Source organism: Pseudomonas sp. Teo4 (assembly GCF_034387475.1).
Classification (GTDB): domain Bacteria; phylum Pseudomonadota; class Gammaproteobacteria; order Pseudomonadales; family Pseudomonadaceae; genus Aquipseudomonas.
Genome location: NZ_JAXCIL010000001.1, coordinates 3,376,728 through 3,402,200 on the forward strand (window position 1 = coordinate 3,376,728; position 25,473 = coordinate 3,402,200).

The 25,473-nt window shown below is 60.7% G+C and carries 11 protein-coding genes and 10 pseudogenes; 10 read left to right on the forward strand and 11 right to left on the reverse strand.

What is annotated here, in order from left to right; translation table 11 throughout:
- Positions 1-63 precede the first annotated feature (63 nt).
- From PspTeo4_RS15185 to PspTeo4_RS15195, 3 genes and pseudogenes are all read left to right on the forward strand, one after another.
- Entirely contained in the window at positions 64-702 is a 639-nt protein-coding gene (locus PspTeo4_RS15185) for a hypothetical protein (RefSeq protein WP_322364619.1), read from the forward strand.
- Positions 699-2,885, forward strand: a complete 2,187-nt coding sequence (locus tag PspTeo4_RS15190; protein ID WP_322364620.1) for a hypothetical protein — start codon at positions 699-701, stop codon at positions 2,883-2,885. Before PspTeo4_RS15185 ends, PspTeo4_RS15190 begins: the two co-directional genes overlap by 4 nt.
- 659 nt (positions 2,886-3,544) lie before the next feature.
- Positions 3,545-4,287 (forward strand): annotated as a pseudogene (locus tag PspTeo4_RS15195) (mechanosensitive ion channel family protein); the annotation flags it as partial.
- Positions 4,288-4,496: 209 nt separating this feature from the next.
- Here the strand turns inward: PspTeo4_RS15195 and PspTeo4_RS15200 are convergent.
- The 4 genes and pseudogenes from PspTeo4_RS15200 to PspTeo4_RS15215 form a co-directional block, all read right to left on the reverse strand.
- Positions 4,497-5,431 (reverse strand): annotated as a pseudogene (locus tag PspTeo4_RS15200) (AEC family transporter).
- 1 nt (position 5,432) lies between these two features.
- Positions 5,433-6,307: pseudogene (locus tag PspTeo4_RS15205) on the reverse strand (carboxylate/amino acid/amine transporter).
- Between the two features lie 440 nt (positions 6,308-6,747).
- Complete coding sequence (locus PspTeo4_RS15210) at positions 6,748-7,347, reverse strand: FMN-dependent NADH-azoreductase (protein WP_322364621.1); 600 nt, start codon at positions 7,345-7,347, stop codon at positions 6,748-6,750.
- Between the two features lie 110 nt (positions 7,348-7,457).
- Positions 7,458-7,772 (reverse strand): 3-phosphoglycerate kinase, encoded by a 315-nt coding sequence (locus tag PspTeo4_RS15215; RefSeq protein WP_322364622.1) that lies wholly within the window; start codon positions 7,770-7,772, stop codon positions 7,458-7,460.
- 44 nt (positions 7,773-7,816) lie between these two features.
- Here PspTeo4_RS15215 and PspTeo4_RS15220 point away from each other — a divergent pair.
- The 4 genes and pseudogenes from PspTeo4_RS15220 to PspTeo4_RS15235 all read left to right on the forward strand — a co-directional run.
- A pseudogene (locus PspTeo4_RS15220) lies at positions 7,817-8,728 on the forward strand (LysR family transcriptional regulator); the annotation flags it as partial.
- Positions 8,729-8,751: 23 nt separating this feature from the next.
- A pseudogene (locus tag PspTeo4_RS15225) lies at positions 8,752-9,380 on the forward strand (alpha/beta fold hydrolase).
- Between the two features lie 175 nt (positions 9,381-9,555).
- Positions 9,556-10,113, forward strand: a complete 558-nt coding sequence (locus PspTeo4_RS15230; RefSeq protein WP_322364623.1) for a peptidylprolyl isomerase — start codon at positions 9,556-9,558, stop codon at positions 10,111-10,113.
- A 63-nt stretch (positions 10,114-10,176) separates the two neighbouring features.
- Positions 10,177-12,008 (forward strand): annotated as a pseudogene (locus tag PspTeo4_RS15235) (ABC transporter ATP-binding protein).
- A gap of 113 nt (positions 12,009-12,121) precedes the next feature.
- On the opposite strand, the pseudogene PspTeo4_RS15240 reads toward PspTeo4_RS15235, so the two are convergent.
- Positions 12,122-13,248, reverse strand: a pseudogene (locus PspTeo4_RS15240) (GNAT family N-acetyltransferase).
- A 260-nt stretch (positions 13,249-13,508) separates the two neighbouring features.
- Here PspTeo4_RS15240 and PspTeo4_RS15245 point away from each other — a divergent pair.
- Positions 13,509-14,756, forward strand: a complete 1,248-nt coding sequence (locus tag PspTeo4_RS15245; protein ID WP_322364624.1) for a putative porin — start codon at positions 13,509-13,511, stop codon at positions 14,754-14,756.
- Positions 14,757-14,895: 139 nt separating this feature from the next.
- Here the strand turns inward: PspTeo4_RS15245 and PspTeo4_RS15250 are convergent, their stop codons facing one another.
- From PspTeo4_RS15250 to hrpA, 5 genes and pseudogenes are all read right to left on the reverse strand, one after another.
- The gene (locus tag PspTeo4_RS15250) at positions 14,896-16,017 is read right to left on the reverse strand and encodes a beta-ketoacyl-ACP synthase III (RefSeq protein WP_322364625.1); all 1,122 of its coding nucleotides are present in this window, start codon (positions 16,015-16,017) and stop codon (positions 14,896-14,898) included.
- 217 nt (positions 16,018-16,234) lie between these two features.
- A pseudogene (locus tag PspTeo4_RS29930) lies at positions 16,235-16,737 on the reverse strand (DUF3418 domain-containing protein).
- Complete coding sequence (locus tag PspTeo4_RS29935) at positions 16,656-18,359, reverse strand: DUF3418 domain-containing protein (protein ID WP_416196927.1); 1,704 nt, start codon at positions 18,357-18,359, stop codon at positions 16,656-16,658. Before PspTeo4_RS29935 ends, PspTeo4_RS29930 begins: the two are co-directional and overlap by 82 nt.
- Before the next feature lie 164 nt (positions 18,360-18,523).
- Positions 18,524-18,625: pseudogene (locus PspTeo4_RS29940) on the reverse strand (hypothetical protein); the annotation flags it as partial.
- A complete protein-coding gene (gene hrpA / locus PspTeo4_RS29945; protein ID WP_416196928.1) occupies positions 18,580-20,136 on the reverse strand; it encodes an ATP-dependent RNA helicase HrpA in 1,557 nt (518 codons plus the stop codon). The gene hrpA and the pseudogene PspTeo4_RS29940, both read right to left, overlap by 46 nt.
- 511 nt (positions 20,137-20,647) lie before the next feature.
- Between hrpA and PspTeo4_RS15260 the strand changes: the two genes are divergently transcribed.
- Positions 20,648-22,012 (forward strand): glutamine synthetase family protein, encoded by a 1,365-nt coding sequence (locus tag PspTeo4_RS15260; RefSeq protein ID WP_322364874.1) that lies wholly within the window; start codon positions 20,648-20,650, stop codon positions 22,010-22,012.
- A gap of 31 nt (positions 22,013-22,043) precedes the next feature.
- Positions 22,044-23,350 (forward strand): annotated as a pseudogene (locus tag PspTeo4_RS15265) (NAD(P)/FAD-dependent oxidoreductase).
- A gap of 84 nt (positions 23,351-23,434) precedes the next feature.
- Here PspTeo4_RS15265 and fadD1 read toward each other — a convergent pair.
- Positions 23,435-25,132: a long-chain-fatty-acid--CoA ligase FadD1 gene (fadD1, locus tag PspTeo4_RS15270; RefSeq protein ID WP_322364626.1), complete on the reverse strand. Its 1,698-nt coding sequence runs from the start codon at positions 25,130-25,132 to the stop codon at positions 23,435-23,437.
- Between the last annotated feature and the right edge of the window lie 341 nt (positions 25,133-25,473).

Consider the following 25,473-nt stretch of genomic DNA (forward strand, 5'->3'; position numbering starts at 1 on the left):
CACTTACAGGCTTATAAGTCGTTACTTAACAAGCTGATGCCTAATGTGCGCTGGGTCACGCCTATGGAGTACAGGAAGAATGTCAGCTATCAATACTTAAAGTTAAGTAATGGCGACACTTTGCTAACTGCACAGAAGCTCGGCAATACCGTACGCACCGTTGAAAGCCATTACGGTCGTCCATCCCTAGAAGATCTGGCTCAAGAGTTCAGCGCGTTCTTCGATGCCATGCAGGGCGCTGCCTTGGCACGAGGACGGAATCAGAATGTTATTCCGGTGAAAATCATTGAAGCAGAACCAGACGCGTTAACGATTCCGGGCGGCTCCTGCCTATCTGCAGCAAGAGAACCCACATTGGCATCAGGCTTCACGAGCTTGTCGCCAACACCGTCATGCCGTGAACCAGAATATTGTGTTTTCTGTAAGTACTATGCCGTTCATGCTGACGTTACAGACCTCAAGCGCCTTCTCTCCATTAAATTTATTATTGAAGCCAGCCAACCGCATTATGATTCAGACAGATGGACGGAAAATATGTACCCTCTCCAGTACCGGATTAATGAGATTATCGGCCTAGTTACGGAACAAATTGATAACCAGTCATTGATTGAACAAGTTGAAGAGCAAGTAAGTAGCGGTGAACTTGACCCGTTCTGGGCAACTCATCTAGACGCACTAGTTTATATGGGCTACGTGTCATGAATATTGAAGAACGACTGCGCCTCAGCCCCACGCAAAGAAACTACCCGCCTCAGAATTATGTTCCATCAGAGGGGGCACTCTCGACCCCACCAGATTTTATCATATCACGAGACACTGATGGGAAGCCGCTGAGCTTGTATAAGCATGACGTATGGCGCATGGGAGCGTATTCCACCTATAACATTACCTACTCTTTTATCGGCTGGCATAGTGATAATACGTCACCACTGTATGAAGCCATTCAACGTGAAATGAAAACTATACAGTTTTCAAGACTTTATTTATTCCCGAAGGCTAGAAAAGTACAAAGCGTGGCCGTACATGCCCTGCGGTCACTCGCTGCCATGGCACTGTCAAATAGCATAACTATAAAAGAGCTCATCACACAGCAACGCCATGAGGCAAAAATCTTAAGAGCCATCGCCGCGACCCCTAAGCACTCCACAGCCGATCTTTTTGTCAGACTGCTTCGTGACATAAATATTATAAGCAAAACGTCTCAGCACTCCGGCCTTGCAATTTTGGAAGGCCTGTCCATGCGAGCTGAAGGCATTCTACAGTCAATGTTCCCCGAAACTGATCGTCGCGAACAGACTTGGTTAATTCCATCCCGCATCTACGCAGCAATTATTAACGAATTCGCGGTCAATCTCGACACCTTTAACTCCATGAGCGCCAAAATCATCGAGTTCTACAGCCGTCGTCAAGATGAGCCAGAGTACGGCTATCCGCTCAGCAACCCACCCACTGGCAAGAAAATTGATCACTGGGAAGCGGCGATGACCTGCTTAGGTTTGAGCGATGACCTGTTGAACCTCGGCATAACCAATCTTGCCAAGCTGAACGCTTACCTTAATGAAGTCATTGCAATCGCCAAGTTCTGGATACATATATTTTCTGGCATGCGTGACGACGAGGTCAGTAAGCTTGCATGTAATGCCCTCCAAACCATCCGAATAAATGGCCAAGAGATTCCGGTCATTATGGGCAACACCTACAAAGGAGCATCGGAAAACTACACCCCGACTACCTGGATCACCTCACCAGCAGTGAAGAAAGCGTTCGATGCGGCGATCGCCATCGGCAGTATAGCTCGCATAAAAAACGCCTATCCACAACTGGAAGACAGTCGGTATCCGCTTTTCCCCATGCTAACTCATACGAAGAGTGTAACTCAATCATTCCACTTTGAGGTTCCAATTAGGGCCTCATTTAAAATCTCAGTTCCGCTGCGCAAAAACCCAGTGTTTTTGGTGACCGAGAGCGACATCCGTGAGTTAGAAATGTTCGATGGATTTACGGATTGGCGAGGGATACCGGGTTTGGAGGTAGGCAAACCTTGGCCCTTGAAAAGCCATCAATGCAGGCGGTCTCTTGCGGTCTATGCAGCTAGATCAGGAATGGTTTCGTTAGGTTCCATGGCACTTCAGTACAAACATCTAACTGAATTTATGACATCGTACTATCGACACGGGAGTGCTTTCGCTATCAACTTTGTCATCGACCCCGAACAAAAGCTGCTCATTGATGACATAGATACTCAAATCAAACTCAGGCAGTACGAGCTTTACGAAGCAGATGTTATCAATTCGTCATCCCCTCTCTGGGGCGGGGAGGGAAACCGAATCCAAGTTGCGGAGGATCGAGGTAAACCGCTGATAATAACCACAGACAGGAAGTTTACTAAGCAAAAATTTGAGCGGGGCGAAATGGTTTACAAAGAAGGCCCTGCAGGCGGCTGCACGAACCCCAACCCGTGTGCCCTCATCAAATTTACAAATCTGACCCCTTGCGTTGACTGCAGCCATTCAATACTTAGTGCGAAATCTATGCCCAAGATCAATAAAGCGATAACGACCCATAGGAAAGCATTGATCCACCTTCCAGAAAATAGCCGTTCCGTGAACAAATCATCTCGGAGATATCGAGCATCACCGCTGCAGTCAAAAAAGCCGGATACGGCGAACTTCTGGAGGCTTAAGTTGGTTAGCAATAGTCACTATATTGAGGCGCTCGACCGGCTTGTGCTTGAAGGCAGAGAGATCAACCTCGACTCTGTAGCGCTAGGTGCTGGGAGGAAGAGAGGCTCGATAAAGAGGGGGCGCTCAAGTCAAGCCGCCTTGGTGAAGTTAATTGATGACACGGCGGCTCAGCAACGCGCGCCCAAGCGGCGCCGATTCTGAAGAGTAAGAAGCCAGCCGCCAAGCCTAAGACCCAACGCCTTAATGACACAGCGGTTCGGAAGAGTGAGCTCTATCAGAAGACGCTTCAGAAGCTGGTTTCCATCCAGTTTGAGAATCATCGACTCAGAATGCGGATCGCGGAATTGGAGTCGGCATCCTCAACCTGAGTGCCTCCTGGTCATGTGGTTTGGGGGTGGGTTTGGAGGTTGGGTCTGAGGGTTGGGTCTGGGGGTTGGGTCTGGGGTTGGGTCTGGGGTTGGGTCTGGGGTTGAGTCTGGGCTGTAGGAATGAGCGTCTGAGCAGGAAACGCTTGGGCGCTCCAGCCTTCACATGGCCAGCGGCACACCGAGGTTGCAGATTTTCTCGCTGGCAGACGGCAGTTCTGAAAGCGGTGTTCGAGCTCGCTCAGTTTTGGCCAGGAGCTGGGCTGAAGGTCGGCTGGTGCTTGGTTGTGCTCAGGCCCCCTGTACATAATCTATCCCACGAGCGATGGGCATCTAGTCCGATTGCTGGTCGGCGCAAAGGGATAGGTATGAGGGTACAGGCACCTGGAGGTGTCCATATCATCCTGCTGTCCATATGGACAGGGACAGATGCAGGACATGCCCAGTGAAATCGGGGCCTTCCGGGGTGTCCACACTATCCCCTCTTTGGATTGTCAAGACACCCTGCTGTCGTTCGTCGCCAGCGTGCAACTGACCAGCAACGACATGTTGCATGTGGGCGACTGGATCGAAATGCCTCAGGTCGGCGCCGATGGCGATGTGGTGGACATCACCCTGCATACGGTCAAGGTACAGAACTTCGACAAGACCATTGTCTCGATTCCCACCTGGCGCCTGATGAGCGAGTCGTTCCGCAACTACCGAGGCATGCAGCAGTCCGGCGGACGGCGCATCAAGCGCAGCCTGTTCATCGACGCGGCCGGCGTGCGTTTTCTGACCCGCGAAGAGGAACAGCGCCTGACCCAGGTGAGCCTGCTCGGCGACTATCTGGCTGCAAAGCGCCAGGAGCTTCAGACCTGGAACGAGGCGCAGGGGCCGGTGGCGGAGCTGTCGGCCAACCACCGCAAGCTGACCAACATCGGCACCTTCCGGGCCTTTGCCCTGGCCTACCTGAAGAACCACCCGAACGTGCACCCGAACATGACCTGCATGGTGCGGCAGATGCAGACCACCGCCGAAGGTGTCCGCTGGAAATCTACTGCTTTACCACCACCACGGTGTGGGCGGAATACGAGCGGATTCAGGGAGACATCTTCGACTACCTGCTGGCGGTGTTGCCGGAGTTTGGCCTGAGTCTGTATCAGCAGCCCAGTGGCAATGACATGCGGGTGGGGTTGGCGGGGCGCGCAGTGGCAAAGCCTGAGACGCATCGTCTTGAGGATTTGAGCGAGGCTTGAGATTACCGGGGCCGCTTGGCAGCCCTTTCGCTGCGGTTCATCGCCACGCCAAGCCGGCTCATACAGTGATCTGGAGGTCGGCGTGGTACAGATGGGGCAACTGTCTTGTGTTGCCTGTATCGGCCTCATCGCCGGCAAGCCGGCTCCCACAGGTACGGCAGTGATGCGCTCTATGTGGGAGCCGGCTTGCCGGCGATAGGGCTCCCTTGTTACCCCGCATACCCCAACAGGTACAACAGCCCGGTCAAGGTCACCAGCGACGCCACCGTCGACAGCAAAATCGTCCGCGAAATCAACCCGGCCTCGCGGTTGTAGTACTCCGCCAGCATGAACGGCCCGGTCCCGGTCGGCAGCGCCGCCAGCAGCACGGCCGAAGCCGCCCACATGGTCGGCAGGCTGAACACCTTGAACGCCAATACCCAAGTCAGTGCCGGCTGCCCCACCAGCTTCAGGCCCACCAACGGCCAAGGACTGGCCTGCGTACCCGTGCGTTTTTCCGCCAGGAATGCCCCTAGGGAAATCAAGGCACAGGGCGTGGTTGCCAACGCCAGCATGTCGAGAAAGTGCATCACCGGCTCCGCCAGCCCCATTCCGGACATGGCCCAGGCAGCCCCGCCAGTGGCGAAATCACCAACGGGTTCTTTGCCAGCGCCTTGCTCACCAGCAAGATGGCGCGGCCGATCTGGCGTTCTTCCTGCAGGCCGACCTCGATCAGCGTCAGGGAAACCGCGAACACCAGGCAAACCACGATCAACGACGAAATCAGCGCCGGTTGCAGGCCTGGCTGACCAAACAGCAGCAGACACAGCGGGATGCCGATATAACCGGTGTTGGCGTAACCGGCGCTGAGCCCGTCGATGCTGGCCGCAACCAAACCATGGCCGCTGTACAGGCGCCAGCCCAGCGTGGCCACGAACATCGCCAGCGCCCCGGCACCAAAGGCAACAATGAACCCCGGGTGCCAGATCTCGCTCCAGGTCGCCGTCGCGGTAACCTTGAACAGCAGCGCCGGCAGGCACAGCCAGACCACCATCTTGTTGATCTCGGCGGCGGCCTTGTCGCCGAGCTTGTTGGTCTTGCGGCACAGGTAGCCGACCAGGATCAGGGCAAAGATCGGCGCGACGATGACGAAGATGGTATGCATGTCAGGCCTTGCCGGTCTGCGGGGTGTGCGCCCGGCTACCCAGGCGGCTCATCCACACCGAAGCCAGGATGATCGCGCCACCGATGAACAACCGCCCCAGTGGCTCGTCCTGGTTCCAGATCAGCAGGTTGAGCAACAGCCCCACCGGCACATGCAAGTTGTTCATCACCGCCAGGGTTGCCCCGGATACCATGCAGGCACCCTTGTTCCACCAGTACAGGCCCAACGCGGTCGGGCACAGCCCCAGGAACAACAACACCAGCCACTGCACATCGGTGCTTGGCAGATGCTGGGCATTGCCGAACAGCAGGAACGCGGGCAGCACCACCATCAGCGCGCCCAGGTAGAAGTAGCCGAAACGCTTGTAATGCGGCAGGTCACTGGGGTGCCGGGCAACCAGGTGGCGGTACAGCACCTGCCCGGCGGCATAGGTGAAGTTGGCCAGTTGCAGCAGCAGGAAACCGACGAAGAACTCACCGCTGATGGTGTCGAAGCGGATCACCGCAGCGCCGGCCACCGCCACCAGGCCGCCAGCAGCGCCCAAGGGTTGAAGCGGCGGTTCAAGGCATCCTCGATCAACGTCACATGCAGCGGCGTGAGGATGGTGAACAGCAGCACTTCGGGCACGGTCAGCACGCGGAAGCTCAGGTACAGGCAGACGTAGGTGATGCCGTATTGCAGCGCGCCGATCAGCAGCATCGAGCGCATGAAGCGCGGCTCGACCTGGCGCCAGCGGGTCAGTGGCAAGAACACCAGGCCCGCCAGCACCACCCTGGCCAGCACCGCAAAATAACTGTCGACGTGCCCGGCCAGGTACTCGCCGATCAGGCTGAAGGAAAACGCCTGGATCAGCGCGACGATAATCAGGTAGCCCATGGTTGCCTCTCGTGGATCAAGGCGGCGACCTTAGCGGGTTGCGGCCAATCTGTTCAACCATACGGAGTGTGCGGGCAGGCGCTTGGTCCATGTATTGAGGTGGCGCGTAAATCGAGCGCCGCCCGCGGCGCATCGCGAGCAAGGCTCGCTCCTACGTTTGTTTACGGCCAGTAACGCCTGTGACAGGCGCGCGCGACCGCCTTGTTTGTTTGACTCGATATCACGCCATGCTCCAAAGCGCCCGCGCGCAAATTCCACAGACATAACTGGCCCGAAACAAACGTAGGAGCGAGCCTTGCTCGCGATGCGCCGCGCGGGCGGCGCTCGATCTCACGAACGATGAAAATCCCATGACGAGCACAAAAAAGCCCGGCCATCGAGGCCGGGCAGGTACACCCAAAGGAGCAACAAAGGTGTCAGGGTTGGGAATTCGGTACGGCTCAGGCCACCGCAGCCAGCTTGGCCTTGGCCTGGTTGACGCCCTTCTCGTGGAAGTCACCGCTCATGTTCAGGCCTTCGGCATGGATGAAGGTCACGTCATGGATACCGATGAAGGCCATCACCTGGCGCAGGTACGGTTCCTGATGGTCGCTGGTGGCGCCGGCATGGATGCCGCCACGGGCAGTCAGGACGATGGCGCGCTTGCCGGTCAGCAGGCCTTGCGGGCCGGTCGGGGTGTACTTGAAGGTGATACCGGCGCGCAGCACATGGTCCAGCCAGGCTTTGAGCGTGCTGGGGATGGTGAAGTTGTACATCGGCGCGGCCATCACCAGCACGTCAGCGGCCAGCAACTCATCGGTCAGCTCGTTGGAACGGGCCAGCGCCTCCAGTTCGGCGGCACTGCGCTGCTCTTCGGGCTTCATCCAGCCACCGAGCAGGTTGGCATCCAGGTGCGGCACCGGGGTTACGGCCAGGTCACGTACGGTGATGTCATCGGCAGGGTGAGCAGCCTGCCATTGCTGGATGAAGTCGCGGGTCAGTTGACGGGAAACGGAATCCTGCTGGCGGGCGCTGCTTTCGATGATCAGTACGCGGGACATGGGGTGCCTCCATCGGCAAAAAGGGTTGCGATTCGATGGAGGTGAGATTAAGGCTTGACCTATCGATAAAAAAGCGTAAAAAGTGGGTGCAATCTATCGAACAATCAGTTTTATTGTGCTTTGCAGTCCAACGCAATGCGCAGTTTCACGATCTGCCGGTTGAATTTGGCGGTGACGTCCACGCCTTTTCCGGCCGGCACATTCACCCGACGCACCCGTGGCGCTTCCGGGCCATTGCGAAACGTCACCTTGCACGCCGCCGGTACCTGCCCATAGTTGTTCAGGGTGATGGCGCCAATGTCGTAGTCCGTGGCGTAGGTGGTGTAGTCGAGCTTGACCCCAGTCAGCTGCTTCTCCACATCAATGGGGTAAGCCATGGCCCCGAGGGGCAGGCACATCAATAAAGCCGCACAACATTTCTTCATGGGCGCTCTTGAAAGAGCGCAGCTTAGGACAACAGGAGCCAAAGATGAAAGCGCCGCGCGTGACCCTGGATCAGTGGCGAACCCTGCAAGCAGTGGTCGACCACGGCGGGTTTGCCCAGGCTGCCGAAGCCCTGCACCGCTCGCAGTCGTCGGTGAGCTACACCGTGGCGCGCATGCAGGAACAACTGGGCGTGCCCCTGCTGCGCATCGATGGGCGCAAGGCGGTGCTGACCGAAGCCGGTAACGTGCTGCTGCGGCGCTCCCGCCACCTGGTCAAGCAAGCCAGCCAGCTCGAAGACCTGGCCCATCACATGGAACAGGGCTGGGAGGCCGAGGTACGAGTGGTGGTCGACGCTGCCTACCCCAGCGCCCGCCTGGTGCGCGCCCTGGCCGCGTTCATGCCGCAGAGCCGAGGGTGCCGCGTGCGTCTGCGCGAAGAAGTGCTGTCCGGTGTCGAGGAAGTGATGCATGAAGGCATTGCCGACCTCGCCATCAGCAGCTATAGCATCGGCGGTTACCTGGGCACCGAATTGAGCGCAGTAGAGTTCATCGCCGTCGCCCACCCCGAGCACAGCCTGCATCGCCTGGGACGGGAAATCACCTTCCAGGACCTGGAAAGCCAGCTGCAGGTGGTGATCCGCGACTCCGGGCGGTCCCAGCCACGCGATGTCGGCTGGCTGGGTGCCGAGCAGCGCTGGACCGTCGGCAGCCTGGGCACCGCCACCACCTTCGTCAGCAGCGGCCTGGGCTTTGCCTGGCTGCCCCGGCACATGATCGAGCGCGAACTGCGTGAAGGCGTGCTCAAGCCATTGCCGCTGGATCAGGGTGGCAGCCGCCATCCACTGTTCTACCTTTATTCGAGCAAAGAGAAGACCTTGGGCCCGGCCACGCAGATTCTCATCGAATTGCTGCGCAACTTCGACACCGCGCCACTGGACGTGCCCTTCGCAGCCCCCGCAAGCCTGAGAGGACCGCGCCCATGGCCTATTTCGAACACGAAGGATGCTCACTGCATTACGAGGAATATGGCCAGGGCGAACCCCTGGTGTTGCTGCACGGGCTGGGGTCGAGCAGCCAGGACTGGGAACTGCAGGTGCCGGCGCTGAGCCATCACTACCGGGTGATCGTCATGGACATCCGCGGCCACGGCCGCTCCGACAAGCCCGCAACGGTTACCAGATCGCCACCTTCAGCGCCGACCTGCTGGCCCTGCTCGAACACTTGAAGACCGGGCCGGTGCACTTCGTCGGCCTGTCCATGGGCGGCATGGTCGGGTTCCAGTTCGCCGTCGACCATCCGCAATGGTTGCGCAGCCTGTGCATCGTCAACAGTGCCCCCGAGGTCAAGCGCCGCACCCGCAGTGACTGGGTCTGGTGGCTGAAGCGCTGGGGCCTGGCGCGCATCCTCAGCGTCGAAACGGTCGGCAAGGGCCTGGCCGAGCGGCTGTTCCCCAAACCCCAGCAAACCGAGCTGCGCCACAAAATGGCCCAACGCTGGGGCGCGCAACGACAAACGCGCCTACCTCAAGAGTTTCGACGCCATCGTCGACTGGGGCGTGCAGGAACGCATCGGGCAGATCCACTGTCCTACCCTGGTGATCGCCGCTGACCACGATTACACCCCGATACAACTGAAAGAGCGCTATGTCGCCCTGATGCCCCTGGCAAAGCTGGTAGTCATCGAAGATTCCCGGCACGCTACACCTCGATCAACCCGAGGTCTTCAACCAGACCCTGCTGCAGTTCCTTGCAGCCGCCTCCACCTCTCAAGGATCTTTGAGCCCATGCTGAAAAAACTCCTGCTCACCGCCTGCTCGGTCGCGTTCGCCACCAGCGTCATGGCGTCCGACAAGACCCCTCACGTGTTGCTGGACACCAGCTTCGGTCAGGTCGAAATCGAGCTCAATGCCGAGAAGGCGCCGATCAGTACCAAGAACTTCCTCGAGTACGTCGACAGCGGCTTCTACAACAACACCATCTTCCACCGCGTGATCCCGGGCTTCATGGTCCAGGGCGGCGGCTTCACCGACCAGATGGTGCAAAAGAGCACCCGCGACCCGATCCGCAACGAAGCAGGCAACGGCCTGCAGAACACCCGCGGCACCCTGTCGATGGCTCGCACCTCTGACCCGAACTCGGCCACCAGCCAGTTCTTCATCAACGTGGCCGACAACGATTTCCTGAACCCCGGCCGTGACCGCGGCTATGCGGTGTTCGGCAAAGTCACCAAGGGCATGGAGGTGGTCGACCAGATCGTCAACTCGCCTACCACCATCAAAAAAGGCATGCGCGATGTACCGGCCGACCCGGTGTACATCAAGTCCGCCAAACGCATCGACTGACCGCAGGCTTCACAGGGACGTGAAACCGCCTGAGGGTCGGATGGAACAGGAGTGCCGTCACCCATGCTGTACCGCCGTTTCGAGCAACTGATCGATATATTCCGCGACGCGCCCACCGAAGCGCCTCCCAGCCAGGTCTGGCCGTTCTACCTGTATTACCTGCGCCAGGTATGGCCGAGCTTCCTTGCCCTGCTGGTGGTCGGCCTGGTCGCCTCGGTGATCGAAGTGGCCATGTTCAGCTACCTGAGCCGTATCATCGACCTCGCCCAAGGCACCGCCAATGCCAACTTCTTCAGCGAGCACAGTGGCGAGCTGATCTGGATGCTGGTGGTGATTCTGTTGTTGCGGCCGCTGTTCTTCGGCCTGCACGACCTGCTGGTGCATCAAACCATCAACCCCGGCATGACCAGCCTGATCCGCTGGCAAAACCACACCTACGTGCTCAAGCAGAGCCTGAACTTCTTCCAGAGCGACTTCGCCGGGCGCATCGCCCAACGCATCATGCAGACCGGTAACTCGCTGCGCGACTCGGCGGTGCAGGCGGTGGACGCCCTGTGGCATGTACTCATCTACGCCATCAGCTCACTGGTGCTGTTCGCCGAGGCCGACTGGCGCCTGATGCTGCCGTTGCTGGCCTGGATCGCCTGCTACATCGCCGCGCTGTGTTACTTCGTGCCACGGGTCAAGGAGCGCTCGGTGATCTCTTCCGACGCCCGTTCCAAACTGATGGGGCGCATCGTTGACGGCTACACCAACATCGCCACCCTGAAACTGTTCGCCCACACCGACTTCGAGCAGCAGTACGCCCGCGAAGCGATCCGCGAGCAGACCGAGAAAACCCAGTTGGCTTCCCGCGTGATCACCAGCATGGATATCGTCATCACCAGCCTCAACGGCCTGCTGGTGGTGACCACCACTGGCCTGGCACTGTGGCTGTGGAGCCAGTCGCTGATCACCGTCGGCGCCATTGCATTGGCCACGGCCTGGTGATTCGCATCGTCAACATGTCGGGCTGGATCATGTGGGTGGTCAACGGCATCTTCGAGAACATCGGCATGGTCCAGGACGGCCTGCAGACCATCGCCCAGCCGGTAACCGTCACCGACAAACCCAACGCGCCTGCGCTGAAGGTCAGCCGCGGCGCCGTGCGCTTCGATGACGTGGACTTCCACCATGGCAAGGCCCGCAATGTGATCGAAGGCTTGAACCTGGACATTCGGCCGGGCGAAAAGATCGGTCTGATCGGCCCATCCGGGGCGGGCAAATCCACCCTGGTCAATCTGTTGCTACGCCTCTATGACGTACAGGGCGGGCGCATTCTCATCGACGGCCAGGATATCGCCGAGGTGAGCCAGGCCAGCCTGCGCGCACAAATCGGCATGATCACCCAGGACACTTCGCTGTTGCACCGCTCGATCCGCGAAAACCTGCTGTATGGCCGCCCCGACGCCAGTGAGCTGGCATTGCGCGAAGCGGTGCGCCGCGCCCGTGCCGACGAGTTCATTCCACAGCTGTCGGACGCCCAGGGCCGCACCGGCTTCGACGCCCATGTGGGTGAGCGTGGGGTCAAGCTCTCGGGCGGCCAACGTCAGCGTATTGCCATTGCCCGGGTACTGCTGAAGAACGCCCCCATCCTGGTCATGGACGAGGCGACTTCGGCGCTGGACTCAGAGGTCGAGGCGGCGATTCAGGAAAGCCTGGAAACCCTGATGCAAGGCAAGACCGTGATCGCCATTGCCCACCGGCTATCGACCATTGCGCGGATGGACCGGCTGGTGGTGCTGGACAAGGGGCACATTGTCGAAAGTGGCAGCCACAGTGAATTGCTGGAGCAGCAGGGGTTGTATGCGCGGCTTTGGCATCACCAGACCGGAGGGTTTGTCGGGGTCGATTAACACCTCTTCGCGGGTAAACCCGCTCCCACAGGTACGCCACAGTTTTTGAAAGCTGTGGTGTACCTGTGGGAGCGGGTTTACCCGCGAAGAGGCCGGCACAGACAACACCTCAATCAATCCCGCCGATACGGCAACATCCCCCGCGCCTCTTCGGCATAAGCCCTCACCCCCCCCGCTCCTGCCCCAGGAAATCCTCCACCGCCCGCCGCAACCCCGGGTGCAGCAGGTAATGCCACGACCGCGTCAACACAGGCTCGAAGCCCCGAATCAGCTTGTGCTCCCCCTGCGCCCCCGCATCGAATCGCTGCAGCCCCTGGGCGATGGCAAAGTCCATGCCCTGGTAGAAACAGGTCTCGAAATGCAGCCGGTCGAACTCATCCAGGCAGCCCCAGTAACGGCCGAACAGACTGTCACCACCGACCAGGCTCAACGCCATGGCCACGTCGCGCCCGCCCTGACGGGCCATGACCACCTGCACAGACTCCGGCATCCGCGCCGCCAGCAGGCTGAAGAACTCCCGGGTAAGGTAAGGCGCACGCCGACGCACCGCGTAGGTATTGGCATAGCAGCGGTAGACGAAGTCCCATCGCGCCTCGTCGAGCTCATCGCCCCGATACCACTGAAAATCGATGCCCTGCCCGGCCACCTGTTCACGCTCCTTGCGCATCTGCTTGCGCTTGCGTGAACTCAAGGTGTCGAGAAAGTCCTGGAAATCCCGATAGCCCTGGTTGCGCCAGTGGAACTGGCAACCCAGGCGCTCCATCCAGCCCGGCAAGCTGGCGATCTGCTCATCCAGCGCGGGCTCGGTGAAGTTGATGTGCGCTCCGGACAAACCGCCTTTGCCCAGGTACTCCGGCAGTGCCTGGAGCAACAGCAGGCCATCGGCAGGCTCGGCGGCAAGCAAGCGTGGGCCGCTCACCGGGCTGAACGGCACGCCGCCGAGCAGTTTGGGGTAATAGGCAATCCCCGCGCGTTCACAGGCATCCGCCCAACCATGGTCGAACACGTACTCACCGAACGAATGCCACTTGCGGTAGGCCGGCAACAACGCCCGCACCTGGCCATCACGCTCCAGCACCAGGTGCTCGGCGGCCCAACCGGTGGCGGGTGCGACACTGGCGCTGTCTTCCATCGAGCTTAAAAACGCATGGCGCAGGAAGGGTTGGCCGGCTGGCACCAAAGCGTCCCAGGTGGCTGCCGGCATGTCACGCAAATGGGCAAGGCTGTAGAGGCTGGTCACGGTGTCGACTCTCGGTTAGAGGGGGCCAGTATCCCGGAAAGCTGCATTGTCACTCAAATGACGAATACACCCGCATATCCTTTCATTCTCAATTACTTAACAGCAGTGCCACTAATTAGACATTAATCTGTCATTCGCCCCCGCAATACTTGCGCCTGTTTTCCGGAACCCCAGAACCTGTCTATTCAGGCCCTTTCCGAAGACATGCCAACATAGGGGCGGCGCAGAGCCTCCCCATTTTTTTCAGTAGGGAGAACCTTATGCGTCTTGTTTCTACACTTACCGGAGTGAGCCTCACCGGCATGATGCTGGCTCTGAGTACTCCGGCCAGTGCTGCTGTCGACGCCAAGCTGCTCGAAATGCTCCGCGCCAATGGCTCGATCAACCAGGCGCAGTACAACGAACTGCAGGGCGACCTGGCAAAGGAAACCAAGGAAAAGGCCGACCAGAAAGCTCAGTCCGACCGCCTGAGTTCTTTCGAAGTGCAAAAAGTGGCATGGGCCGCCAAGACCCAGATCAAGGGTGACGTGCGCGTTCGCTACGAAGACGTCAACGTCGACGACCCGAACAGCAGCAGCGGCAACCAGGACCGCCAGCGCGTTCGTGCTCGCGTTGGCTTCTACAGCGAGATCAACCCGCAAGTCGACGCAGGCGTACGTATCGCCACCGGCAGCAGCGCTGACCGCCGCTCCACCAACCAGAGCTTCGACAACTACTTCGACAAGAAGTCGCTGTGGGTCGACCAGGCTTACCTCGACTGGCACCCGACCGGCGTGCCGAACCTGCACCTGATCGGCGGCAAGATGCAGCAGCCTTGGGTGAGCATGGGCGACATCATCTGGGACAGCGACATCAACCCGGAAGGCTTCGCAGCCACCTACAAGACCGACCTGGGCGGCGCCGAAGTGTTCGCCAGCGCCGGTCAGTACACCCTCAAGGACAACGTCGACGGCGACGGCGTGCAGTACAAGCACGATGCCCAGGTGTACCACGGCCAGTTGGGTACCAAGTTCGCGCCGGTCGATGCCCTCAAAGTCACCGTGGGTGCGAGCATCTACGGCTATGACAACGACAAGGAAGCAGCCATCCTTCAGTCGTTCGGCAACACCACCAACGAGTTCAACCTGGTTGAAGGCTTTGGTCAGATCGACTTCACCGGCTTCGCCATCCCGCTGTCGGCCTACGGCCAGTACGTGAAGAACACCGAGAGCACCGACGGCGAAGACCAGGCCTGGCTGGCCGGTCTGAAAACCAAGCTCGGCGCCTGGAGCCTGGACTACAACTACCGCGATGTGCAGCGTAACGCCGTGGTCAGCCTGTTCACCGACTCCGACTTCGGCAACGGCTTCACTGGCTCGCGTGGCCACAAGTTCAAGGTCGGTTACGAAATCGACAAGAACTTCTCGCTGGGCGCTACCTACCTGATGGCCAAGACCGACCTGTCGCAGCTGCCGAACAGCGATGCTGACGTCGACACCCTGCAGGTCGACCTGGAAGCCAAGTTCTAAGCGATCGCTTCACCGCTTCACTCCAAGGCGGGAAATGCTGACCCCATCCAGCATTTCCCGCCTTTTTCATGCCTGCCAGAAAGCATCCGGCCTCTTCGCGGGTAAACCCGCGAAGAGGCCGAAGCAGACAGCAGAACAGTCAGCGCTTGCGCAGAATCACACTACCAATCGAATACCCAGCACCGAACGAACTCAGCACCCCCAGCGACCCCTTGGCCAAGTCGTCCTGGTACAGGTGGAAGGCAATTACCGACCCCGCCGAACTGGTGTTGGCATAACGGTCCAGAATCACTGGTGCGTCTTCTTCAGCCACCTCACGCCCCAGCAGTTTCTTGACGATCAGGTGGTTCATGCTGAGGTTGGCCTGGTGCAGCCAGAAGCGCTTCACATCGCTCGGCTGCAGACCGTTTTCCTCAAGGTGATTACCCACCAGCTCGGCCACCTTGGGGCACACCTCGCGGAACACCTTGCGGCCTTCCTGGATGAACAGCTTGTCGGCAGCGCCCTCGCCTTCTTCCGCCGCGCGGTTGAGGAAGCCGAAGTTGTTGCGGATGTTGTTGGAGAACTCGGTCCACAACTTGCTGCTGACAATCTCGAACTGGTGCTTGGAAGTAGCCTGGTCGGCACGCTCGATCAGAACCGCCGTGGCGGCGTCGCCGAAAATGAAGTGGCTGTCGCGGTCGCGGAAGTTCAAGTGGCCCGTGCAGACCTCCGGGTTGACCATCAGCACCGCACGGGCCTGGCCCAGTTGCACGCTGTTGGCGGCGGTCTGGATACCGAAGGTGGCCGAGGAGCAGGCCACGTTCATGTCGAAGGCAAAGCCCTGAATGCCCAGCGCCTGCTGCACTTCGATGGCGATGGCCGGGTACGGGCGCTGCAGGTTGGAGCAGGCGACGATCACCCCGTCGACGTCCGCCGCTGTACGGCCGGCGCGTTCCAGGGCCTGGCGCGCAGCAGCCACGGCCATTTCGCAGAGGACCGACGGCTCGTCATTGGTGCGTTCCGGCAGGCGTGGCTTCATGCGCTGCGGGTCGAGAATGCCGGCCTTGTCCATGACGAAACGGCTTTTGATGCCCGAGGCCTTTTCGATGAAAGCAGCATCGGAAAGTGGTGCTGCCTCGACTTCACCACGCTCGATGGCCGCCGCGTTTTCGAGGTTGAACTGCTGCGCCCAGGTGTTGAAAGACGCCACCAGTTCTTCGTTGGAGATGCTCTGGGCCGGGGTATACAGGCCGGTGCCGCTGATCACGACGTTATGCACGGTCGTTCCTCTGGTCAAAGGCCATCGCCACGGGGCGCTGGCTGGGAATATGACAGAATAATGGCACTTTAGTACCAATTTAACGGCGAGGGCTGCGCCCTCGATCGCGGATAAATCAGCTCCTACAGGACGATACAATCCCTGTAGGAGCGGATTCATCCGCGATGGGCCGCGACGCGGCCCAAAATTGCATCAATATTGCCACATCTACGGAAGTTTAGCCCTCTACCTGGCTCCACTGTTTGCTCAATCGTTTGTCGGAAATCGGCACTTTTGTACCCAGTTGCTGGGCAAACAGCGACACCCGATACTCTTCCAGCCACCAGCGGTACAGGGTCAGTTGCTCGTCACGCTTGCCCTCCTGGGCATGCTTGTCGGCGCGCGCCTTGTACTGGCCCACAGGTTGCCCAGCTCGCTGCTCCAGACCCGATCCTTCTGTACCTGGGAACCCAGCTTTTCAAGACGCAGTTCCACCGCCTTGAGGTAGCGTGGCAGCTCCTTGAACCAGGCGCCCGGCGTCTCGCGCACGAACCCTGGATACACCAGGTTGCTCAGTTGTTGCTTGATGTCGTTGAGCGCCACTGCCTGGCTCAGGTCGATCTTGCCCTTGAACCGCTTCTGCAAGCCGTGCCACAGCTTCAGCACTTCCAAGGTCTGGCGCGCCAGCCGCTCGGCATGTTCGGCCCAACTGCCACGCTTGCGTTCGGCCAGCCCAGCCAGGGCTGCGCCATCGCGGGCAGCGTGGCCTCGCCGTCGAGAATGCAACTGTCGAGGCTGGCCAGCAGAATGTCCTCCACCAACGCTTCGATGCGGCCCAGCTCGCGGTACAGCAAGCCTAGCTCGGTCATACCCGGCAGCTTGCCGCGCAGGAACTTGGCCGGCTCCGCCAGTTGTTGCAGCAGTAGCCGCTGCAAGGCACGTCGGTGTTGGAACTCAGCCTCGGCCAGGGTCGAGAAGCGCCCCTCACGCACGGTGCCGCCCTCTTCGACCAGCGCCGGGTAAACCGTCATCGAAAGCCCGGCAATCTTCTGCTGGGCTGTCTGGGCCACTTCGCTGAAGGCCTTGGCTTGCACTGGTTGCTCGGCTTTCTCGTTGCGTGGCACGGCCAGCGCTGCCTGGCTGGCGGCGGCAAAACGCGCCGTCAGCTCGGCCAGGTCTCGGCCCTCGCCGAGGAATTTGCCTTGGCCATCGACCACTTCGATGTTCATGCGCAGGTGCCCTTCGACCAGGCGCACGGACTCTTCCCAGGCCTCGTCGGGTACCCGCGCGCCCGTCATGCGCAACAACTCCTGGCCCAGCGCCTGGGGCAGCGCGCCCTGGCCGAAGCTCATGCGCGCCAGCGATGCCTTGACGAAGTCGGGTACCGGCACGAAGTTCTTGCGCAGGGCCTTGGGCAGGTTACGCACCAGCGCCACGCACTTGGCTTCCAGCAAGCCCGGCACCAGCCACTCGAGGCGCTCGCCCGGCAAGCTCGGCAGCAACGGCGCCGGAACCCGCACGGTAACGCCATCGCGCGGGTGGCCTGGCTCGAAGTGGTAGCTCAACGGCAAGCGCAAATCACCCACCTGCAGGCTGTCGGGGTACTGCGCCGCGGTGACTTCGCTGGCCTCGCGGGCCAGCACGTCTTCCTCGCGCATGATCAGCAGGTTGGCGTCCTTCTGGCTACCCATGCGGTACCAGCTGTCGAAGGTCGCGGTCTGGTGGATTTCCGCCGGCAGGCGCGCTTCGTAGAAGGCGTAGAGGGTTTCTTCATCGGCCAGGATGTCACGACGGCGGGCCTTGGCCTCCAACTCGTCGAGCTGTTCAAGCAGGCGTTTGTTGGCCGACAGGCATTTGGCCCGTGACTGGATCTCGCCACCAACCAGCGCTTCGCGGATGAACAATTCACGTGAAGTGACCGGGTCGATCGGGCCGAAATGCACCGGGCGACGCCCCACCAGAATCAACCCATACAAAGTGATCTGCTCGTAGGCCACCACTTGCCCGCGCTTTTTCTCCCAGTGCGGTTCGAAGTGGTTCTTCTTGACCAGGTGCGTGGCCAACGGCTCGATCCAGTCGGGCTCGATCTTGGCCACCATGCGCGCATACAGCTTGGTGGTTTCCACCAGCTCGGCGGCCATCACCCACTGCGGTCGCTTGCGGCCAAGCCCCGAAGACGGGTGGACCCAGAAGCGCCGCTGCCGGGCCCTTGGTAGTCGCCCTCCTCGGTCTTGTGGCCGATCTGGCTGAGCAACCCGCTGAGAATGGCCTTGTGCATCCGCTGGTAATCGGATGGGTCCTTGTTCACCGCCAACTGCAGCTCGCGGCAGATCAGCGCCAGCTGGCGATGGGCATCGCGCCATTCACGCAGGCGCAGGTAATTCAGGAAATTCTTCCGGCACCAGTTGCGCAGCGGGTTGGCCGTCAGCGCCTGGCGTTGCTCCTCGAAACCACGCCACAGGTTGACCAGGGCAGCGAAGTCGGAGTCGACATCCTTCCATTGGGCATGGGCCTGGTCGGCGGCCTGCTGGCGCTCGGGCGGGCGCTCGCGGGGGTCCTGCACCGACAGCGCACTGGCGACGATCAGCACTTCCTGCAGGCTGCCCTGACGGGCGCCTTCAAGCAGCATGCGGCCCAGGCGCGGGTCGATCGGCAGGCGCGCCAGCTGACGTCCCAGGGGGTCAGCTGGTTCTCGCGGTTGACCGCCGACAGCTCCTGCAACAGGTTGAAGCCGTCGCTGATGGCCTTGCCATCCGGCGGCTCGATGAACGGGAAAGCATCGATGGCACCCAGGCGCAGGTGCAGCATCTGCAGGATGACCGCGGCCAGGTTGGTGCGCAGAATCTCCGGGTCGGTGAACGCTGGCCGGCCGTTGAAGTCCTCTTCGCTGTAAAGGCGCACGCAAATGCCCGGCTCGACACGCCCGCATCGCCCCTTGCGCTGGTTGGCGCTGGCCTGGGACACCGCCTCGATCGGCAGGCGCTGGACCTTGGCGCGGTAGCTGTAGCGGCTGATGCGGGCGGTACCGGTATCGATCACGTAGCGGATACCCGGTACCGTCAACGATGTTTCGGCAACGTTGGTAGCCAGCACCACCCGGCGCCCGGTGTGCGGCTGGAAAATTCGCTGCTGCTCGGCTGGGGACAGGCGGGCATACAGCGGCAGAATCTCGGTGTGGCGCAGTTGGGCCTTGCGCAGGATTTCAGCGGCATCGCGAATTTCCCGCTCGCCGGGCAGGAACACCAGCACATCACCTGGGCCTTTGCCGACGCTGCGCTCATGCTGGGCCAGCTCATCGAGGGTGGCGAGAATCGCCTGGTCGACCGTGAGGTCGTCTTCGACCTGGTTGCCTTCTTCGTCCTGCTCGCTGGTCAATGGCCGGTACCAGGTTTCCACCGGGTAGGTCCGGCCCGACACCTCGATGATCGGCGCGCCATCGAAGTGCTTCGAGAAGCGCTCCAGGTCGATGGTCGCCGAGGTGATGATCAACTTCAGGTCGGGACGGCGGTGCAGCAGCGTCTTGAGGTAGCCGAGCAGAAAGTCGATGTTCAGGCTGCGTTCGTGGGCCTCGTCGACGATGATCGTGTCATAGCGTTCGAGGAAGCGGTCGTGCTGGGTCTCGGCCAGCAGGATACCGTCGGTCATCAGCTTGACCAGGGTGTTGCTGTCGCTCTGGTCTTCAAAGCGTACCTGGTAGCCCACCAGCCCGCCCAACGGCGTACCCAGTTCCTCTGCCACCCGTGCAGCAACGCTGCGCGCGGCGATTCGCCGGGGCTGGGTATGGGCGATCAGGCCATGGCTGCCACGGCCCAGTTCCAGGCAAATCTTCGGCAATTGGGTGGTCTTGCCCGAGCCGGTCTCACCTGCAATCACCAGCACCTGGTTTTCGGCCAGGGCTTTCTTGATTTCGTCGCGCTTGGCGGCAATGGGCAGGCTGTCGTCGTAGCGAATGTGCGGCACGCTCTGTTGGCGCGCGGTGACCTGGGCGCAGGATGCCTGGACCTTTTCCACCCATTGAGCCAGCTTGGCTTCGTCAGGGCGCTTGCGCAGCTCATGGATCTGCCGCCGCAGGCGATGGCGGTCGGCGATCATGGCGTGGTCGAGGTTTTTCAGCAATTGGTCGATGGCGTGGTCTGTCATGGGGCTTTTTAATCGTGCAGGTGAGCCTGCTTTTTCATGATCGGCATGCGAAGAGGCGAGATTGTCGCAGATTTATAGGTTCTTTGCTGTCTGTGCCGGCCCTTTCGCGGGTAAACCCGCTCCCACAGGCTGGAGCACCTGTGGGAGCGGGTTTACCCGCGAAAGGGCCAGCGGCCATAGCCAGAATGTTTAGCCAAACACAACGTGAAGGTTGCCATTCACTGCTTTAATCAACCTTACGCCACATGTGAGTATCAAAGGCATGACTCCCGTCCAGCCCCTCGCCCCACCGTCGTCCCGCCCTTCGCTGCCGAAGGCCAGGACCTGTGCCGGTGAAAATCCGCTGGTCCACATCATCCTCGCCTTCTGGCCCTGTGGCATTGCCGACACGCGCGCCCACCGGACACTTCGCTCAAGCCTTTGTGACCAAACCCGGCCGCCTTCCGGCCGTTTGACTCAACTTGACCGCCTGCTTGCGCGGCGGTCCTGTGCGCCCATGAGCGAAACCATCATGCACTTTGCAAACCCAGAGCAGGCCAGCCGCTTCCTGGCTGAAAACCCCGATGTCGAGCTGTTCGAACTGTTCATCCTCGACGCCAATGGCGTACCCCGAGGCAAGCTGCTGCACCGCGATGAACTGCTGGCGGTGTACGCCAGCGGACGCCCGCTGCCCAGCACCATCCTTGGCCTGACCCTCAACGGCGACGACGTGGAAAACTCGGGCCTGGTGTGGGATGTCGGTGACATCGACTGCCGCGCCTACCCGTTGGACGGCTCGCTGGTGCGCCTGCCCTGGCGCCGCGTACCGACCGCGGCGGTGCAGGTGAGCATGCACCCCACCGAGGGCCTGCCCGCCAGCGTTGCCGACCCACGTCATGTGCTGCTGCGCACCATCGATGCACTCAAGGCCGACGGCTACCACCCGGTGATGGCTTGCGAGCTGGAGTTCTACCTGCTTGACCAACAACGCGATGCCCAGGGCCGCCCACAACCGGCGCTGGACAATGACGGTGGCCGACCACGCACCACTCAGGTCTACGGCCTGCGCGAACTGGAACAGATCGAGCCGTTTCTGGCCGACTTGTATGCCGCCTGCAAGGCCCAAGGCATTCCGGCACGCACGGCGATTTCCGAGTATGCCCCCGGCCAGGTGGAAATCACCCTGGAACACGGTGACGCGCTCACTGCCATGGACCAGGCCGTGCGCTACAAGCGCCTGGTCAAGGGCGTGGCTCACGCTCATGGCATGCAGGCCTGTTTCATGGCCAAACCGTTCGCCAAACTGGCCGGCACCGGCATGCACATGCACCTGAGCCTCGCCGACAGTGCCGGCAACAACCTGTTCGCCAGCGACGACAAGGCCGGCACGCCCCTGCTGCGTCAGGCCGTGGCCGGCATGTTGCGTCACCTGCGCGAATCGTTGCTGCTGTTCTGCCCCAACGCCAACTCGTTCCGCCGTTTCCAGGCCAACAGCTATGCCCCGCTGGCCCCTACCTGGGGCGTGGACAACCGCACCGTTAGCCTGCGCGTACCCGGCGGCCCGGCCAACAGTCGGCATATCGAACATCGCATCTGCGGCGCCGATGCCAACCCGTACCTGGCAGCGGCGGCCATCCTGGCTGCCACCCACTACGGCATTCGCGAACAGCTGGACCCTGGCGCGCCGGTCGAAGGCAACGGCTATGCCCAGGCCACCGAGCACTTGCCCACCGACTGGCTGACCGCGCTGGAAAGCCTGGAGCACTCGGACTGGGCTCGCGAAGCGCTGGGCGAGGCATTCCTCGGTGTCTACCTGAAGGTCAAACGCGCCGAATACCGTCAGTTCATGGCCGAAGTCAGCGAACAGGACTGGCGCTGGTACCTGCACCAGGCCTGAGCCCGCCCCTATTGAAGAACAAGGAACACCCATGAACGCAGCAGTGAAAAACGGGCCGGCCCAACGTGCGCCCTCCTATTACAGCGCCACGCTGAACGACCACGCGCAGTACCCGACCCTCAAAGGCACCGTGGAGGTCGACGTGGCCATCATCGGTGGTGGCTTCACCGGTGTCGCCACCGCCGTGGAACTGGCCGAACGCGGCCTGAAGGTAGCCATCGTCGAGACCAACCGCATTGGCTGGGGCGCCAGCGGGCGCAACGGCGGCCAGGTCACCGGCAGCTTGTCTGGCGACGAGGCCATGCGCACGCAAATGCGCAACCGCCTGGGCAGTGACGTCGACGACTTCATCTGCACTTGCGCTGGCGCGGTCACCAGATCATCGAGCAACGCGTCGAGCGCTACGGTATCGATTGTGATCTCAAGCGCGGCCACCTGCATGCCGCCATGAAGCCCTCGCACATGGATGAGCTGCGCGGATTCCAGGCCGAGGCCCAGCGCCGTGGCATGGGTGACCAGGTGCAACTGCTCGACCGTGAAGCCGTGGCCCAGCACCTGCAAAGCCCGTTGTACCTGGGCGCGCTGAAGAACCTTCGCAACCTGCACCTGCATCCGCTCAACCTGTGCCTGGGCGAAGCCCGTGCCGCCCACAGCCTGGGCGCACTGATTTTCGAGAACTCCGAGGTGCTGGAGATCGTCCATGGCCCGCGCCCGGCGGTGGTCACCGCTCAAGGGCGAATCGAAGCGCGTCAGGTGATGCTGGCCGGCGACGTGTACCACAAGCTGGAAAAACGCCAACTCAAGGGCAAGATCTTTCCGGCCATGGGCGGCATCGTCACCACCGCGCCACTGGGCGAACTGGCCGAGCAGATCAACCCGCAGGACCTGGCGGTGTATGACTGCCGTTTCGTCCTCGACTACTACCGCCTGACTGCCGACAAGCGCCTGCTGTTCGGCGGTGGCGCCAATTATTCAGGCAAGGATTCGCGCGACATCGAAGGCGAACTGCGCCCGTGCATCGAGCGCACCTTCCCGGCACTCAAGGGCATTCCGATCGAGTTCCAGTGGAGCTGCGCCATGGGCATCGTGGTCAACCGCATTCCGCAGCTGGGCAAGCTTTCGGACAATGTCTGGTACTGCCAGGGCTATTCCGGGCATGGCATCGCCACCAGCCACATCATGGGCGAGATCATGGCCGAGGCATTGACCGGGACGCTGGAGAAGTTCGACACCTTTGCCGCGTGCAAGCACATCAAGGTGCCGATGGGGGATCTGCTGGGGAATCCGCTGTTGGCGGCGGGGATGTGGTATTACCAGATGCTTGAAAAATTGCGTTGATGCATTCGCGGGTAAACCCGCTCCCACAGGTAATAAACGATCCTGTGGGAGCGGGTTTACCCGCGAAGAGGCCAGTGAAGTCGATCAGGCGATCTTCTTCAGCCCTTGTTTCTTCAACTCTTCATCGCGCAGCTCGCGGCGCAGAATCTTGCCCACGTTGGTGGTCGGCAGCGCATCGCGGAACTCGATGTAGCGCGGTACCTTGTAGCCGGTGACGTTGGCGCGCATGTGCTCCATCACCTGCTCCTTGGTCAGGGTCATGCCCGGCTTGACCACGATGAACACCTTGATTACCTCGCCCGACTTCTCGTCCGGCACGCCGATGGCCGCGCACTGCAGAACACCCGGCAAACCAGCAAGCACGTCTTCCAGCTCGTTGGGGTACACGTTGAAGCCCGAGACCAGGATCATGTCCTTCTTGCGGTCGACGATGCGCATGTAGCCATCTTGCTGGATCAACGCGATGTCACCGGTCTTCAGCCAGCCTTCGCTGTCGAGAATCTCGGCGGTAGCGTCTTCACGCTGCCAGTAGCCCTTCATCACCTGCGGGCCCTTGACGCACAGTTCGCCCACTTCACCCAGCGGCAATTCCTGGCCGTTGTCGTCGATGACCTTGCACAGGGTCGACGGCACCGGAATACCGATGGTGCCAACCTGGTTGGCCTCGGAGGGGTTGACCGCCGCCACCGGGCTGGTCTCGGTCATGCCGTAGCCTTCGCAGATGGCACAGCCGGTCACGGTTTTCCAGCGCTCGGCCACACTCAACTGCAGGGCCATGCCGCCCGACAGGGTGATCTTCAGCGCCGAGAAGTCCAAGGCACGAAACGCCTCGTTGTTGCACAGGGCAACGAACAGGGTGTTCAGGCCCACGAAGCCACTGAACTTCCACTTGCCCAGTTCCTTGACCATGGCTGGCAGGTCACGCGGGTTGCTGATCAGCACGTTGTGGTTGCCGATCAGCATCATGGCCATGCAATGGAAGGTAAAGGCATAGATGTGGTACAGCGGCAGCGGGGTGATGAGGATCTCGCAGCCTTCGTGCAGGTTCGAGCCCATCAGCGCGCGGCACTGCAGCATGTTGGCCACCAGGTTGCGGTGGGTCAGCATCGCCCCCTTGGCCACGCCGGTGGTGCCGCCGGTGTATTGCAGCACGGCCACATCGTTGGGTTGCGGGTTGGCCTCGGTAACCGGCTGGCCCTTGCCCAGTGCCAGGGTGTCGTTGAAGCGCACGGCGCGCGGCAGGTTGTAGGCCGGCACCATCTTCTTCACGTACTTGATCACACTGTTGATCAGCAGGCGCTTGAGCGGTGGCAGCAGGTCGGCCACCTCGGTCACGATGACGTGCTTGACCTGGGTCTTGGGCACGACCTTCTCGGCCAGGTGGGCCATGTTGGCCAGGCACACCAGCGCTTTGGCACCTGAGTCGTTGAACTGGTGCTCCATTTCGCGTGCGGTGTACAACGGGTTGGTGTTGACCACGATCAGGCCGGCACGCATGGCGCCGAACACCGCCACCGGATACTGCAGGACGTTGGGCAACTGCACGGCAATGCGATCACCCGGTTTCAAGTCGGTGTGCTGCTGCAACCAGGCGGCAAAAGCGCCCGACAGGGCATACAGCTCGCCGTAGGTGATGGTCTTGCCCAGGTTGCTAAAGGCCGGTTTGTCTGCAAAGCGTTGGCAGGATTGCTTCAGCACCGCCTGGATGTTGGGGAATTCGTCAGGATTGATTTCCGCCGTAACACCGGCTGGGTACTTATCCTTCCAAAAATTTTCGATCATGGAAGCCCACTCCTTCAGCAACAGCGAAGTTCATTCACGCGTAGATGCGTTTATTATTGATATGGGATGACGGCCCATTGCAAACCGAATCATCTGAAAGCGCGCCGAGAGTAACAGCTTTAAATGGGGTCGCCTAGAGCCGAAATCGGCCTTGATGGTCACAAAAATGACTCAATGAACGATACAGGTCATTTTTAGAGTATTTAACCAAAATGTCGCAAATCGGGCCTGAGTTTGCATGCTAGAGCGGTTTTGAAGCATTCGCGGGTAAACCCGCTCCCACAACGACCCCACTGTATATGAGTGTTGTCGACTAACTGTGGGAGCGGGTTTACCCGCGA